The organism is Pseudoalteromonas sp. 1CM17D (genome assembly GCF_023161805.1).
Classification (GTDB): Bacteria; Pseudomonadota; Gammaproteobacteria; order Enterobacterales; family Alteromonadaceae; genus Pseudoalteromonas; species Pseudoalteromonas atlantica.
On the sequence record NZ_JALNTP010000001.1, the window covers coordinates 153723 to 169588 of the forward strand.

Here is a 15866-nt window from a genome sequence, read left to right on the forward strand (position 1 = left end):
GCAAATAATACCGTACCCACCAAATGTTAACTAGCACTAGTTTTTAGCGATGCCTGTATAGAGGCTAACTGTGCGTTATTGAGCGTGTATTTACGCATAATAAATGCAACAAACAAAGAACCAAACGCCGGTATAATAGTAAACGATAATAAAATACCCTGCTGCGTATCAAGGCTCTGCATTGTTTGCGCCTGATAATTATAAAAAGAGAGCAGCCAGCCCGCAATTGCACCGCCTAACGCCACACCCATTTTTATAAAAAATATAACGCCCGAATACACAAGACCAGTAATTCTTACCCCAGTTTTGTGGTGCCCGTAGTCTATGGTGTCAGCCATTTTTGCCCACAGTAGCGGGGTGGCCATATCTAAAAAAAACTTCCACAAAATAAAGGCGGCAAATGCCAAGGTAATGTTATCAGGGGAGATAAAATAGCTCACAATACATATGCCCGCAGCGATTAACTGCAAACTAATATAGGCTTTTATTTTACAAAATCGCTTAGCCAACGGCTGAGCACACGCACACCCAACCATACTGGCAACCACTCCTAGGGTCATAAAGGAGGTAATTAAATCATCTTGCCCTAAATAGTATTTAACGTAATAAACACCTAAGGTTAAACGTAATACTTGGCCAGTGAGTAAAAATAGCGCGGCCGCGCATAGGACTCGCCATTGATCGTTTTTAATCAAGGTTTTTAAGCTTTTAAACAACGACAGGTTTTGCTCAGGCGGTTGCTCTACACGCTCTTTGGTACCAAAAAAACACAGTAAAAATAACACTAAGCCAAGCAAGCTCATTGCCGTCATGGTGTATTGGTACCCTTTTGCATTATCGCCTTGGCCAAAGTATTCAACCATTGGCATTGTACAGCCCGCAACAATAACGCCGCCTAACATACCAAACACAAAACGATACGATTGCACGCTAACACGCTCTTTTACATCGTTAGTGAGCACGCCACCTAATGCGCAATAAGGAATATTTATGGCGGTATACGCCACCATAAGCAAGGTGTAGGTAGTAAAGGCGTAAATAATTTTATCAGTGCCTTCAAGCTCTGGCGTGGTAAAAGCTAAAATACTAATAAGCGCAAAGGGCAGGGCAAGCCACAATAAATAGGGCCTAAAATGGCCAAAGCGCGACTGGGTTTTATCGGCTAAGTTGCCCATCACTGGGTCGGTGATGGCATCAAACAACCTAACCACTAAAAACATGGTGCCTACCACCGCTGGAGAAAGCCCTACTACATCTGTGTAGTAAAGCATTAAAAACATCATAACTGTTTGAAAAATAATATTACTTGCCGTATCGCCAAGGCCATAGGCTATTTTTTCTTTTACACTTATCATGATGTTAGGTTCTCGCTTTTTGATTTTTATTTATGCGATTAATCGAATAGCTTTTATTGGCTATTTACGGCTTTGTATCAAGCTTTTAAAAGCTTGGCCACTGGCTTTTATAGTACGTTGCTGAGTTTTATAATCAACGTAAACAATACCAAAGCGTTTTAAGTAGCCCTCAGCCCATTCAAAATTATCCATTAAGCTCCACGCAAAGTAACCAATAATATTAACCCCTTGCGCTGTGGCATCGTGAACGGCATTTAAGTGGCTATGATAATAGTTTAGGCGATCTACATCGTTTACCTCGCCATTTTTTATGGTGTCGGGCATAGCCGCGCCGTTCTCGGTTATATAAATAGGCGGTAAGGTGTAGGTGTTGTTAAGCGTTACAAGTAAATCGGTAAACGACTGCGGGTAAATTTCCCAGCCCATGTCGGTTAAAGGCCCTTGTGGTGCAAGTGGCTCGTATATATCGCTAGGGTGTGCTTTGTATACTTGGCGCGTATAAAAATTAATGCCCAAGTAATCAATAGATTGTGAAATTATGTCCATATCGCCAGGGTGGATTTCAGGCTGCTGATTGCTAGGAAGCTGTTTTATAATTTCTGGGTATTGGCCGTCCATTATTGGTTTCATATACCATTGATTTAAATAATCATCGGCGTAACGAGCTGCGTGTATATCCTCGGCTGACTGCGTTAATGGGTAGCAAGGTGTAAAATTAAGCACAATACCATTTTGAGTATTAGGCGAGGTTTGCTTTAACACATCCATTGCCAAACCATGGGCAAGCAATAAATGGTGCGCTGCTTTTTTACCGTACTCTTTGCCCACTAAACCTGGGGCATGTATTCCTACTTCATAGCCTAAAAAGGCACTGCAAAATGGCTCATTTAGGGTCGCGTACGAAAATACCCGCTCGCCAAATGCTTGGCTAATAAGCTTTACATAGCGAGCAAATTCATAAGCTGTGTCGCGATTTAACCAGCCGCCTTTGTCTTCTAAATGTTGAGGTAAATCCCAGTGATATAGCGTTACAAACGCTTTAATGTTGCGCTTATTGAGCTCATCAAGAATATTAGTATAAAACTTTACGCCCTCAGGGTTTAGCTCGCCCGATAAGGTAATAACGCGCGGCCAAGAGATAGAAAGTCGATACGCATCTACGCCAAGCGAGTCTATTAATTCAATGTCGTTTTGCCACTGGTTGTAATGATCGCAGGCAACATGCCCATTTGAGCTGTCGGCTATTTTGTTGGGTGTATCGCAAAAGGTATCCCATATACAGGGCAGGCGATGCTCATACCCGCCTTCAATTTGAAATGATGCCGTAGCCACACCATAAACAAAGTTTTTTGTTAATAGAGGTGAATGAGATGGTAACGATAATTTTGTCATTAGTAACAAACCTTTTTAAACCTTAAATGCATAAATAGCCACTGTATTTACTGCGATGAAGCGTAAGGGCGCGTTTATAAAAAAATAAAACTTGTTGAAATATGTTACATGTTCGTATTTAATTACACGTGAAAGCGCTTACATTTTTAGATTAGTGTTAATTGATACGAAGGTCAACTCTTTAATGTTGCTGGGTTACACGGCAATTTTTAATAACGACTTTTGCATTAATTTATAATAATAAATTGCGGAGAGCCCATGGCCAGTTCAGCACCACTGACGACACACACACAGTCGCAAAACTACCAAGATAAAAACTATGGTTTTGCATTAACATCTTTAACTACTTTATTTTTTATGTGGGGATTTATTACCTGCTTAAATGATATTTTAATCCCGCATTTAAAAGCGGTGTTTAACCTAACTTATGTTCAGGCAATGCTGGTTCAGTTTTGTTTTTTTGGGGCTTATTTTTTAATGTCACTGCCAAGTGGCTATATAGTTAAAAAATTAGGGTATAAAAAAGGCATTGTAGTGGGGTTACTTATAGCGGCATGTGGTTGTGTACTTTTTTACCCAGCCGCGGCACTACATAATTACCCGGTATTTTTGTTTGCTTTATTTGTTCTGGCAAGCGGTATTACCTTGTTGCAGGTTTCTGCAAACCCTTATGTAAGTTTATTGGGCGCCCCTAAAACAGCGTCTTCTCGCCTTACCTTAACGCAAGCATTTAATGCGCTAGGCACGACGGTTGCCCCTACATTTGGTGCATTTTTGATTCTTGACTCTGCTTCTGAAGCGTTTTTAACACCGGCACAAAATGCAGAGTCGGTACAACTTCCTTATTTACTATTAGCAGGCATGCTTATTTTATTAGCCGGTATTTTTGCGTGGCTTAAATTGCCAGACATAATGAATGAGCAAAAAGAAGCCGCTGAAAAGTCAGAGACAATTGAAGGTAGTGCATGGCAATACCGCCACCTAACACTCGGTGCTGTGGGTATATTTATGTATGTAGGTGCAGAGGTTGCGATTGGCAGTTTTTTAGTTAGCTTTTTAGCCCAAGAAAATATTGCTGGATTAAAAGAGCATGTTGCCGCTCACTACATCACATATTATTTTGGCGGAGCTATGGTGGGGCGTTTTATTGGTGCAGCGGTAATGCAAAAATTACCCGCTGGTAAAGTACTTGGCTTTAACGCAAGTATGGCTATTATTTTGGTGGTTATTGCCATGAGCACGTCGGGTCAATTAGCAATGTGGTCAATACTACTGGTTGGTTTATTCAATTCTATTATGTTCCCAACTATTTTTAGTTTAGCGTTAAATGGCCTGGGTAAGCATACCGCGCAGGGCTCTGGTATTTTGTGCTTGGCGATTGTAGGGGGTGCAATAGTGCCTCTTTTACAAGGTGCACTTGCTGATAGTGTGGGTGTTCAACTTTCGTATGTTTTACCTATTTTTTGTTACTTATTTATCGCGTTTTATGGTTTAAGCGGAAGCAAACCAGTTCAAGCTCAGGAGACTCTATAATGAAAACCCTTTTTTCACTTAATAAAATAGCACGTGCCTCATTAATTGCATCACTAGGCATTTTAGCGGCTTGTTCAAATGACGGGACCACCACTCCTGAAGCTAATAATGCGCTGTCTAAAACAGAGAAAATTTGGCCAAAACTTAATATTGCCGTAAAACAAGACCCAAAAATTGAAGCTAAAATAGCTGATTATTTAAAAACGATGACACTTGAGCAAAAAGTAGCTCAAATGATTCAACCAGAAATTCGTGACATTACCGTTGAAGATATGCGCAAATATGGCTTTGGCTCATACCTAAACGGGGGCGGTGCGTTTCCTAACGGTGATAAACACGCAACACCAATGGACTGGGTAAAATTGGCTGAAGATTTTTATCAGGCGTCGGTAGATGACTCTATTGATGGCAGTAAAATACCCACAATGTGGGGCACCGATGCGGTGCATGGTCACAATAATGTAATTGGCGCGACCTTATTTCCGCATAATATTGGTTTAGGTGCGGCAAACAACCCTGCATTGATTGAGCAAATAGCAGCTATCACTGCGGTTGAAGTAATGGCAACGGGTATTGATTGGGTATTTGCACCTACAGTGGCTGTTGTGCGTGACGACCGCTGGGGCAGAACCTATGAAGGTTATTCAGAAGATCCTCAAATAGTACGTGATTATTCAGCCGCAATTGTAAATGGTTTACAGGGCAAGGCCGATGGCGACTTTTTAAGTGATAAACGTGTTATTAGTACCGTTAAGCACTTTTTAGGTGATGGCGGCACAGTCGATGGCGATGACCAAGGTAATAATATCGACAGTGAGCAAGATTTGTTTGATATACATGCCCAAGGTTATGTAGGCGGCTTATCGGCGGGAAGTCAGTCGGTTATGGCATCGTTTAATAGCTGGCATGGAGTTAAAAACCACGGCAACAAATACCTGTTAACCGATGTGCTTAAAACCCGCATGGGCTTTGATGGTTTTGTGGTAGGGGATTGGAACGGCCACGGTCAAATTGAAGGCTGTACAAACGAAAGCTGTGCACAGGCTGTTAACGCGGGGCTTGATATTTTTATGGTGCCAACGGGCGCTTGGAAGCCGCTGTACGAAAACACCATAGCGCAAGTCAAAGCTGGCGAAATCAGCATGTCGCGCATTGATGATGCAGTAAGTAGAATTTTACGCGTTAAATTGCGTGCCGGTTTATTTGATAAACCAAGCCCAGCTAAGCGTCAGTTTTCGGGTAAAACTGAGCTAATTGGTGCGCAGCAGCACCGCGAAGTTGCGCGTCAAGCAGTTCGTGAATCACTTGTTTTACTTAAAAACAAAAACAATATTTTGCCTCTTGATGCTAACCAAACTGTACTAATTGCCGGCGATGGAGCCGATAACATAGGTAAGCAGTCGGGTGGTTGGAGTATTACTTGGCAAGGGACGAATAACAAAAATGCTGATTTTCCTGGTGCCACGTCTATTTACGCAGGCCTTGAAAAACAAGTTACGCAGGCGGGTGGACGTGCCATTTTAAGTGTGGATGGCTCATATGAGCAGCGCCCAGATGTAGCCGTTGTGGTATTTGGTGAAGAGCCTTATGCAGAAGGCCATGGCGATAGAGATAACCTTGAATTTGAGCGTGGTAATAAAAAATCGCTCGCGTTATTAAAGTCGTTAAAAGAGCAGGGTATTACGGTTGTATCGGTATTTATTTCGGGTCGCCCTATGTGGGTTAACAGTGAATTAAATGCCTCAGATGCATTTGTTGCAGCATGGCTGCCAGGTACAGAGGGCGGCGGTATTGCCGATGTTATTTTAAAAGGCAAAGATGGCAGTATTCAACATGACTTTAGCGGCAAGCTTTCGTTTTCATGGCCTAAAACAGCAGTACAAGCAACGGTTAATAAAGGCGATGACGATTACAGCCCATTATTACCGTACGGCTTTGGTTTAACTTATGGCGATAAAAATGTATTGGCTGATAATTTAGACGAAGACTCTAAATTAGATAACTCAGCACTCACTAGTATGGATATTTTAGTTGGCGCACCGGTTGCTCCGTGGCGTTTATTACTTAAATCTGGCGATGAGCTATTAGATGTATCAAGCAGTACTCATCAACTAGGTGCACTTAAATACCGTACTGAGGATAAAACAGTTCAAGAAGACGCGCGCCAATTTAATTTTAGTGGCGAGCAAAAGGCAAGTGCTGAAATAGTCACAAGCTTTGCAGAAGATACCATTACGTATTTAGAGGCTAATGGCGTTATTAGTTTTGATATTAAACTCAATGAGCCACTAACCGATGACGTAAACCTTGCTATGACTTGTTCAGGTGAGTGTGGTGGTGCGATTGCCTTGAGTAAAATGGTTGATCAATCCATCAAAAATAAATGGCAGTCGGTGTCGGTAGACTTACGTTGTTTTGCTAACCAAGGCGTAGACTTTGCAAGCATTACAAGCCCGTTTAGTTTACATGCAAGCAGTAAAACCTCAGTGTCGGTAGCAAACATTCAGTTTGTGCCTAATAAGGCAGACTCTGCTGGGCTTAAATGTCAGTAATCATTTTGTTTTAGTGTGTATGTCAAAGCCCTTCAATTGAAGGGCTTTTTTTATGTGCAAACCGGTTTGTTCTTTATAAAAGGGTTTTGTGCAGATTCATATATAACTTTGTCGCGTCCTGTGGTTTTAGCAATATACAAGCGCTTATCTGCCGCACTAAGTAGCGATTTGAAAGAGCTTGTTTGAGTATCGCTGCATGCCACTCCAGCGCTTATTCTTAAATAAATGGTGTTGCCGTAATAGCTAAAAGGCTTGTTTTTAATGTTTTTTCTGAGGGTGTTTGCCGCGCACTGTGCCTCATTTAAAGTGCAGTGGTTAAGTAAAATTGCAAACTCTTCGCCGCCAACACGCGCGGTAACCGCGCTGTTAGAAAAAAGCGCGGCAATATGCTGCGAAACCCATTTAATTGCCTCATCACCTGCATCGTGTCCGTATTCATCGTTAACGCGCTTAAAAAAGTCTATATCGACCATAATAATGCTAAGGGGATGCTCGGCATTATTTTTATTAAATAACGTATTGGCCACTGCATTTAAACCGCGTTTATTTAATAGCTGGGTTAATGGGTCGCGTTTAGCAAGGGAGTTGAGCGTATGCTCTGTATTGGCAAACACTAAAAAAGGCAGCAATAGGGCGGCGCTAGTGGCAAGTATTAAGTGTACAGCCAAAGTAAATTGCAAAACAGAGGCAAAATTAAAGTTGAGCGCAGTAAAAAATGGCAACAGTAATAAAACTCCCTGTATTAGCATAACGAGTGCGTGCAGTAATAGGCAAAGCAATAGCATACGTTGCTGTAATTTTGCTATAAAGCGGGTGTTTAAAACAATATACGAAGCATACAAAAATAACCCTGCCACAGTTAAACTAACCAATACTTGCTCTACAGCGGTGTTGTAAACTACGAGCAAAAAAACCGCAGCCATGATGAGTAAAGAGCTAACTTGCCTGCATATGCTTTTATTTAAAGGACTGAGTGCTTTTAATCCCATAATTAAAAAAAGTGGGCAAGCAATAATAAATAGACTGGCAAAGTAATGGGTAATAAACGGCCATGCAATGATCACTCGTAAGCTTGCGCATAGTATGGCGAATGTAAAGGTGGTACAAGCTAGGCCAAAATATAAAAAACTAGTTTGTTTTTTATATTGATAAATAGAGATAAAATACAGCCCAATTATAAGGTTTAAAATAAAAGAAAGGCTTATAACGGTTGGTAAGTGCAGCATAGAAAGGTTCTTTTATTATAAAACGACTATTTTAATGGAGATTAGATACTAAAGCTTATATTAATTACAGCAACCTAGCTTAAAGTAGTATTTTTATAACCTTTAGTAGGTGTATCTATGCTGAATACACCTACTTTATTAAACTTCTCAGAGCTGAATCTATATCCGTAAAATGAAAACGGTAATTGTGCGCTAACGCTTTTTTGGGTATTACATATTGCCCAGTAGTGAGCAAATCAGACATTTCACCCATTAACACTTTTAACACAGGGCTTGGCATGGTTAGGGCCGCAGGGCGTGACAATGCTTTACCTAAACTTTTGCTAAATACTTTATTGCTAACAGGGGTGGGTGCAGTAGCGTTAATTGGCCCGCAAAGCGACGTGTGTTTTATAATAAATAAAATCAGTTGAATCATGTCATCAATATGAATCCACGACATACCTTGTTTCCCATCACCAATGGGGCCACCTGCAAAAATTTTAAACGCAGGAAGCATTTTACTTAAAGCGCCGCCGTTTTTGCTAAGTACAATTCCCGTGCGTAATAAGCACACCCGTGTTTTATCACTTTGCGCTTTTAGTGCCGCATGCTCCCACTCTTTACATAGCTGATGGCTAAATTCATCATTTACATCGTCGGTGTCCTCGTCTACGGGAGTATCGCCTTGGCGGCCATAATAGCCAATGGCACTGCCAGATATAAATGTAGCAGGGGGCGTGCTGCAATTTAAAATAGCATCGCTGATTTGCGTGGTAAGGTTTATTCTGCTGTTTTTAATTGTTTGTTTTTGTGCTTGCGTCCAGCGTTTGTTGACGATAGGTTCGCCGGCTAAATTAATCACAGTATCTACATGGTTAAAATTAACCTCATCAACGCTGCTTACTACATCAATATTATGACCAAGCAATACATGGGCTTTGGTTTTATTTCGGCTCAGTACGGTTACTTTATGATGATGCAGCAAAAAAGGCGTTAAGTGTTTACCTATTAGGCCTGTAGCGCCTGTAAAAAAAATATGCATAAAAATCTTACCAATTTTAAGTGTACGATTTGTTTAAAATGTATACTATTTAAACTATCTTAATGCAAATTATTACGTTAACTAAAAAACAACGATCACTTTGTAAATATTTCATTTAATTAGTTTTTGCCTTACACTAAAGCGAATTTCATAAGAAAAGGATTGGCGCGTTGGCAAGTTTAACTGGCGTAAATAAAAGCTTAATAATATTTGCAGCCCTGGTGGTTGTATTAGCCGGTATTAAGGCCGCAAGTGTTATTATTATTCCCTTTATTTTGGCGGCGTTTATTGCCATTGTATGCAATCCGCTGATCACATTTTTTGGTCGCTATCGGATCCCTAAAGGGGTTTCTGTTGTTATTGTGGTGCTTATCATTGTGGGCTTAGGTGTAAGCTTAGGCGGCCTCGTAGGACAATCAGTTAACGACTTTTCTCAGCAACTTCCTGAATATAAAGCCCAGTTACAAGAAGAGTTTGTTTGGCTGGTCGATCTTGCATCGCAATACAATATCTTAATCGATAGAGATCAAATTCTCTCTATGTTTGACCCAGGTAAAATGGTCGATGTAGCCACGAATATGCTTACCGGCTTAGGTGGCGTAATGGCAAACATGTTTTTAATAATTTTAACTGTGGTGTTTATGCTTTTTGAAGGGCCTGCATTAAGCAAAAAAATTCATATGGCACTTGCCGACCCAGATAGAAAAATGGAGCAAATTGACCGCTTTTTGGTTTCTATTAATTCGTATTTAGCAATTAAAACATTAGTGAGTTTAGCCACCGGTATTATTGCAGCATTTTATTTATGGATTTTAGATGTTGACTACTTTGTGCTGTGGGGCGTGTTGGCCTTTATGTTTAATTATATTCCTAATATAGGTTCTATTATTGCCGCAGTACCAGCTGTATTGTTAGCACTGATCACACAAGGACCATTAACAGCCGGGCTTGTAGGTGCAGGGTATTTAATTATTAATACGGTAATGGGTAACATTGTAGAGCCTAAATTTATGGGTAAAGGGCTTGGGCTTTCTACCTTGGTGGTGTTTTTGTCGTTAATATTTTGGGGGTGGTTATTAGGCACTGTAGGCATGTTGCTATCGGTACCGCTTACCATGATTGTTAAAATAGCCCTAGAGGCAAGTGATGAAGGGCGCTGGGTTGCCACGCTACTTGGTACTGGAGAGTCGATAGACGATAAATAATATCAATTGGTTTTCATAGCTTAAAATTGCGTATTTGATTAAATATTTGATACAAAAAAAAGCGATTAATACACAGTATTAATCGCTTTTTTTGTAGGGGTTAATCCCCGTTTAAAGTGGCTTTTTAAGCACTTGAGTAAACTGTTCAATAAGTGCAAGTTCACATAATTTGTAATCAATAGCGGCTTGGCTGGCATTTGGCAGTTTTAATATGTAGCGCCATTGGCAGCTTGCTTCAATATACTTTTGGTGGTTGTCGACGCTGCGCTTAAACAACATCAGTATTTGCGTATTTCCGCTTTGCTCTTCTAATTTAGTGAGTTCATATTTACGTTTTTGAACCCAAGTACCCTGATTGTATTTAGCCTGATTTATTTGGGTGTCTAAACACTGCGTATAGCGTTTAGTTTGGCTTGGCGTTGCGTTTTGCTCAAGCGTACACTGTGCTTGCGCACTGACATTAGCACTTAGTGCTAATAGGCTCGCAAGTGTAATTAAAAGGCTATTTTTTATCATTGTAATTAAACTCTAAAATAAATTGTGCGCCGCCCAAGGTGTCCGACTTATTAATCGTTAAGTGACCGTTATAAGATTTAACCAAATCAGAGACTATCGCCATGCCAACACCGTGGCCGCTTTCGTAAGTATCAAGGCGGGTACCACGGGTTAATAAAGACTCGCGTTTATCCTCGGGTACACCGGGTCCATCGTCACTAATGCCTATGCACAGTGTTTTACTTTGAATGACTTGTATTTCTACTTGTGAGCGACACGCTTTACAGGCGTTATCAATTAAATTACCCAGTAATTCCATTAAATCTGTTTGGTCACCTAAAAAGTAATCTTTATCGGTCACGGTACAATTAAATATAATGTCTTTATCGCGGTATACCTTGGCCATTGCACTTAAAATAGAATCAACCACAGGTTTAACTGGGGTTTGTTTTTTCCATGTATCTGAGGCGCCAGTAGCTGCACGCTTTAACTGATGCTCGATCATCACATTTATTCTATCAAGTTGCTCTTGGGCATCGGCATCATTAGCAAGCGGGCTTGATTTTAATACCGCAAGGGGCGTTTTTAATGCATGTGCTAGGTCACTTAAAGAGGCTCTGTAGCGCTCTTTTTGACGTTGCTGCGACTCTAGTAATAAGTTTAGGTCTGATTTAATTGTTTGTAGCTCTACAGGGTATAAGCCTTTAATTTCTTGAATATCGCCCGACTCAATGGCTTTTATTTCTTTATCAAGACGTTGTAACGGCCGGCCGCTCCAAATAAATCCAATTGCCATTAAACCGGCAATCGCAATACCCATTATAAACATCCAATCGACTAAGGTTTGCTTAAAGCCATCCATTAACCTTAGCAGTGCATCGTTTCGTTTGAGTAATATAAAACGTGCCTGCTCAGATTGGTCAATATTATTTAAAATGACCGTTAGGCTTAATTGCCAGTAAACCGCATTGTTGTAAACCACACGTCTAAAGTCGGCCGCACCTGCTTTAGGCTCTATGTACTCGGGTTTAAAGTTTACGTTTACAGCCGACTCTGAGTGCCAAACAGGTACATCATCGCGGTAAATCATGGCGTAGGTATCTGAATTTAAGTTATTAAGCTCAGGCGTTAAAATTGTGCTGGGCATAATAATGCCGCGCTCAGTAAAGTCGACTTCAGAAATAAGGGAGTATAAGTGGGCTTCTAGATTTTTTTCGGTGGTTTCGACTAATGAGGCGTAATACGCTTTACCAATCGAGTAAAACAAAATAGGCAGTGCCACCAATAAAACAAAGACAAGGATAAATCCTTGCCTTATTTTAAGCGATATTTGCGATGCTACCACTGACTTTTAAGCCTGTAACCACGCCCACGTAGTGTTTCTACTGGGTTTAATGTGCCTTCAGGGTCTAATTTTTTACGCAGACGAAGTACAAATACTTCGATAACGTTAGAATCAAGATCGAAATCTTGGTCGTAAATGTGCTCAGTAAGTTCTGATTTAGAAATTACTTTTTGCGGGTTAACCATTAAATACTCAAGTACTTTGTACTCATAAGCCGTAAGGCTAAGTTCTTTGTCGTTAACCCAAACTTGTTGTGAGCGAGTATGAATTTTAATTGGACCCGCTGTCATTTCAGGGTTTGCTTTACCAGCACTGCGGCGAATAAGTGCGTTACAACGCGCAATTAATTCTTCAACATGAAACGGCTTGGTTAAGTAGTCGTCTGCACCTGCATCTAGGCCTTCAACTTTGTCTTGCCAGCGGTCGCGCGCCGTTAAGATTAAAATAGGGATTGTCACGCCTTGCGCACGTGCTTTATTGATTAGCTCAATACCGTCAATTTTTGGTAAGCCTAAATCAACCACCGCCATATCTAGCGGGTATTCTGTAATATGGAATAGGCCAGCTTCGCCATCGTGACATAAATCAACACTGTAACGTTCTTTCTCTAAAGCATTACGTAGGTTGTCTGCTAAGTGTAAATCATCTTCTATAACTAAAATTCGCATTTGCTAATCCTTTTTCACTTCGCCGGTTTTTTTATTTATATGTAAATCAACGACGTGGCCGTCAGATTTGAGTATACGTACAGTATAAAACTTTGCTTGTTCTGTAATTTTTAAGGTTTTACCGTCAGTTTCTTCTTTTGCAAGTATTACGGCTTTCTTTTTGCTGATCTCAGTTTTTTTAACTGCATTGGTAGCAGTCGAACTTGCGTGTACGGCGCCACTGACGCTAATACAGGCAATTAAACCAAGGGTTAATAATACACGCATGACGGGAACTCCTAGATCAAACCCAGCTATTCTAATTAACTAAGCTACTAAAACTCAAGTAAAAACGTCCAATATGCGCTTTTACGTTCGCCAGCTTAATTAATTAGCAGTGAACCAACCCTGAATTAAATAACGTTTTAAATTCAGGGTGTTCGTTACGCTGGTAATACTTTTTTATATGGTTTTACAACGGTGTTTGCGTAAACGCCGGCTGCAACGTATGGATCAGCTGCTGCCCATTCACGTGCTTTTTCAAGTGAATCAAATTCGGCAATGACTAATGAACCTGTAAATCCAGCATCTTGCGGATCTTCACTGTCGATTGCTGGCAGTGGGCCGGCAACAAATAAACGGTTTTGAGAGTCAAGTTCGCTTAAACGTGCTAAGTGGGCGGGGCGGGCTTCTTTTCTAAGCGGTAAGCTGTTTTCAACGTCGGTTGAATAAATCATGTACAACATAGTAATTCTCAAAAAAATGTTAAGTTTAATAACGCAAATACTAGCACAACGTTGATAGTTGGTGAACAAATTACCGTTAAAGCTAGGTTTACAGTTATTAATTATTTTTAGTGTGTAATTGCTTGAAAAGCGCGGCACAACACTGGTAGAGTCGCTTGAATAACTTAAAAATAACAAGGTTAATACATGAGCAATAATAGAGAGCATTTTAGCTCCCGTCTTGGCTTTATACTGGCTGCAGCAGGTTCGGCAGTGGGTATTGGCAACTTAGTAGGTTTTCCTGTGTCGGCAACTAAAAATGGTGGTGGTGCATTTTTACTTGTATACGCTTTGTTTGTTGCTTTTATTTGTTTACCGGTAATGATGGCTGAAATGGCCATGGGTCGTAACGCGCAAAAAGATCCACTTGGTTCGTACAAAACGCTGGCAAATAACGACAAAAAATGGAAGTTTGCAGGGTTTTTGGCTGTATTAACGCCGTTTATGATTGCCGTATTTTACATGGTTATTACCGTGTGGATTTTTGGCTACTTAAGCCAAACCGCCATGGGTAATTTAGATGCATTGGCAGATCCGAGCCATTTTGGCAGCTTTATAAATAGCTACACTGTTTTTGGCTACATGGCTGTGGTGGTTATTATTGTTAACCTTATTTTATTGGGTGGGGTTAAACAAGGCATAGAAAAAGCCGCTAAGTTTTTAATGCCGGCTTTATTTGTTATGTTGCTTGCCCTTGTAGCGTATGTATTAACGCTTGATAACGCCATGGCTGGTGTTAAATATTATGTTATTCCTGATTTTTCTAAAATGAGCGCCAGCGTGCTTAATGGTGCACTAAGCCAAGCGTTTTTCTCACTATCGCTAGGTATGGGTATTTTAATGACGTACGCCTCTTACATATCTAAAAAAGATGACATTGTTGGCAGTGCTAAAATGGTAGCTATTACCGACTCATTAGTGGCATTTGTTGCCGGTTTAATGGTGTTACCGGCAATATTTAGTTTTGATCCAAATACCGACCCAGCCGCGCTTTCTGACTCGTCTGTATCGATGATATTTGTATACTTACCTAAAATTTTATTAGCACTACAAAATGATATTGGTTACTTTGGCGCGTCTGCAGTAGCGTTTTCGTTCTTTTTATTAGTGTTTTTTGCAGCGATTACTTCGCTTGTATCAATTGTAGAAGTACCTACAGCGACCCTTAGCGACCGCAAAGGGATCAGCCGTAAAAAAGCCTTAGGTATTTTAACGCTAGCCACAGGTGTGTTAACTATATTATGTACTATGTCGTTTGGTATGGTTGATAGCCTAACGTCGTTTACTAGTTACGGCAGCGGTAATAAAAGCTTTTTTGATATTGTTTATGATGTATTTTACGACACTATATTGCCACTGAATGGTTTAATGGTGTGTTTATTTGTTATGTACCGCTGGAAAAAAGCGCGCCTAACAGATGAGCTAAGCCAAGGCTCACCAAATTACGCCGGTAGCTTTATGGAGAAATACGTTAACTTTTCGCTTTCTACGTTTATTCCGGTTATTTTATTAGCCATATTTATTAACACAGTAGCGACTAAGTTTTTTGCCTTTAAGTTATTTGGTTTTTAGGCTAAAAGAAAGTTTTCAAAAGCCGCGTATTAACGCGGCTTTTTTGTGTTTAAAATAGCGGCTTAGCTTGTTAGCTGATAGCTCCTGAGTCTAATGAACTGCCAATCCCCAGTGTAAACATCCACAATCCCCATAAGCTATGCTCAATTACACACACTATGGTTGAGCGGCTTTGCGCGTAAGTAAACGAAAATAATAACCCGCCTAAAAATGCTAAGCCTACAGCCACCCAATTGGCATACACAATATGGGCAAGGGCAAACACCGTTGCGCTTACCACTATACGCACTCTTTTTTTGGGCATAATGCGTTTATAGCGATGAAAAAAGTAGGTCCTGAAAATTAGCTCTTGTGGTAATACCGACAGCAGCGGGTATAGAAGCAGTAAAAGTAACCAGTTATAAAATGAGTGCAGCGGCATACTAAACCAATTTTCTTGGTGAATAATGCCGTAAAACACGCCTGAAAAAAGCGCTCCTAAAAAAAAGAAACTAAATAAACGTCGCTTTACCGCAGAAAACTGCCCCAGGCTTGTGAGTCTAAATCGCTTAAAGTGAGGGTCGTTCAGTAATAACATGCAGCACACACTCATTAAAACAATCAGTGCGGGTATTAGCCAGTTCGCTAGGTAACTACGAAGGGTAAAGCCTATTAAAGGCAATAAAACAAATATTAGGGTAAATTCAAACCAGCGGTATTGATTGGCGTTCAAGGTCGTCTCTGATTGATTTTTTT

The 15866-nt window shown here is 40.5% G+C and carries 14 protein-coding genes; 4 read left to right on the forward strand and 10 right to left on the reverse strand.

The window, feature by feature from the left end; all coding sequences use genetic code 11:
• Positions 1–26 precede the first annotated feature (26 nt).
• Both MSC25_RS00660 and MSC25_RS00665 read right to left on the reverse strand, forming a co-directional pair.
• The gene (locus tag MSC25_RS00660; protein WP_248442111.1) at positions 27–1355 is read right to left on the reverse strand and encodes an MFS transporter; all 1329 of its coding nucleotides are present in this window, start codon (positions 1353–1355) and stop codon (positions 27–29) included.
• A 60-nt stretch (positions 1356–1415) separates the two neighbouring features.
• Entirely contained in the window at positions 1416–2747 is a 1332-nt protein-coding gene (locus MSC25_RS00665) for a GH1 family beta-glucosidase (RefSeq protein WP_248442112.1), read from the reverse strand.
• Between the two features lie 258 nt (positions 2748–3005).
• On the opposite strand from MSC25_RS00665, the gene MSC25_RS00670 reads away from it, so the two are divergent.
• Together MSC25_RS00670 and MSC25_RS00675 are read left to right on the forward strand one after the other, a co-directional pair.
• The gene (locus tag MSC25_RS00670; RefSeq protein ID WP_024033438.1) at positions 3006–4280 is read left to right on the forward strand and encodes a sugar MFS transporter; all 1275 of its coding nucleotides are present in this window, start codon (positions 3006–3008) and stop codon (positions 4278–4280) included.
• Positions 4280–6832, forward strand: coding sequence for a glycoside hydrolase family 3 N-terminal domain-containing protein (locus MSC25_RS00675; RefSeq protein WP_248442113.1), 2553 nt, complete (start codon positions 4280–4282; stop codon positions 6830–6832). The genes MSC25_RS00670 and MSC25_RS00675 overlap by 1 nt, the downstream gene beginning before the upstream one ends.
• A 50-nt stretch (positions 6833–6882) precedes the next feature.
• Here MSC25_RS00675 and MSC25_RS00680 read toward each other — a convergent pair whose 3' ends face one another.
• Positions 6883–8058 carry a GGDEF domain-containing protein gene (locus MSC25_RS00680; protein ID WP_248442114.1) on the reverse strand — a complete coding sequence of 392 codons (1176 nt, stop codon included), beginning with the start codon at positions 8056–8058 and terminating at the stop codon, positions 6883–6885.
• Positions 8059–8188: 130 nt separating this feature from the next.
• On the reverse strand, positions 8189–9082 hold the full coding sequence (locus MSC25_RS00685) for a TIGR01777 family oxidoreductase (RefSeq protein WP_248442115.1): 894 nt from the start codon (positions 9080–9082) through the stop codon (positions 8189–8191).
• A 170-nt stretch (positions 9083–9252) separates the two neighbouring features.
• Here MSC25_RS00685 and MSC25_RS00690 point away from each other — a divergent pair, with 170 nt between their 5' ends.
• Positions 9253–10287: an AI-2E family transporter gene (locus MSC25_RS00690; RefSeq protein WP_024033443.1), complete on the forward strand. Its 1035-nt coding sequence runs from the start codon at positions 9253–9255 to the stop codon at positions 10285–10287.
• A gap of 111 nt (positions 10288–10398) precedes the next feature.
• On the opposite strand, the gene MSC25_RS00695 is transcribed toward MSC25_RS00690, so the two are convergent.
• From MSC25_RS00695 to MSC25_RS00715, 5 genes are all read right to left on the reverse strand, one after another.
• On the reverse strand, positions 10399–10803 hold the full coding sequence (locus MSC25_RS00695) for a hypothetical protein (RefSeq protein ID WP_029772701.1): 405 nt from the start codon (positions 10801–10803) through the stop codon (positions 10399–10401).
• Positions 10790–12127 carry an ATP-binding protein gene (locus MSC25_RS00700; protein ID WP_004586805.1) on the reverse strand — a complete coding sequence of 446 codons (1338 nt, stop codon included), beginning with the start codon at positions 12125–12127 and terminating at the stop codon, positions 10790–10792. Before MSC25_RS00700 ends, MSC25_RS00695 begins: the two co-directional genes overlap by 14 nt.
• A complete protein-coding gene (locus MSC25_RS00705; protein ID WP_004586804.1) occupies positions 12121–12795 on the reverse strand; it encodes a response regulator transcription factor in 675 nt (224 codons plus the stop codon). The genes MSC25_RS00700 and MSC25_RS00705 overlap by 7 nt, the downstream gene beginning before the upstream one ends.
• Positions 12796–12798: 3 nt before the next feature.
• Complete coding sequence (locus MSC25_RS00710) at positions 12799–13062, reverse strand: hypothetical protein (protein ID WP_248442116.1); 264 nt, start codon at positions 13060–13062, stop codon at positions 12799–12801.
• A gap of 155 nt (positions 13063–13217) precedes the next feature.
• The gene (locus MSC25_RS00715) at positions 13218–13520 is read right to left on the reverse strand and encodes a YciI family protein (protein WP_248442117.1); all 303 of its coding nucleotides are present in this window, start codon (positions 13518–13520) and stop codon (positions 13218–13220) included.
• 186 nt (positions 13521–13706) lie between these two features.
• On the opposite strand from MSC25_RS00715, the gene MSC25_RS00720 reads away from it, so the two are divergent.
• Complete coding sequence (locus tag MSC25_RS00720) at positions 13707–15131, forward strand: sodium-dependent transporter (RefSeq protein WP_024033447.1); 1425 nt, start codon at positions 13707–13709, stop codon at positions 15129–15131.
• Positions 15132–15201: 70 nt separating this feature from the next.
• Here the strand turns inward: MSC25_RS00720 and MSC25_RS00725 are convergent, their stop codons facing one another.
• Positions 15202–15843 carry a CPBP family intramembrane glutamic endopeptidase gene (locus MSC25_RS00725; protein ID WP_024033448.1) on the reverse strand — a complete coding sequence of 214 codons (642 nt, stop codon included), beginning with the start codon at positions 15841–15843 and terminating at the stop codon, positions 15202–15204.
• Between the last annotated feature and the right edge of the window lie 23 nt (positions 15844–15866).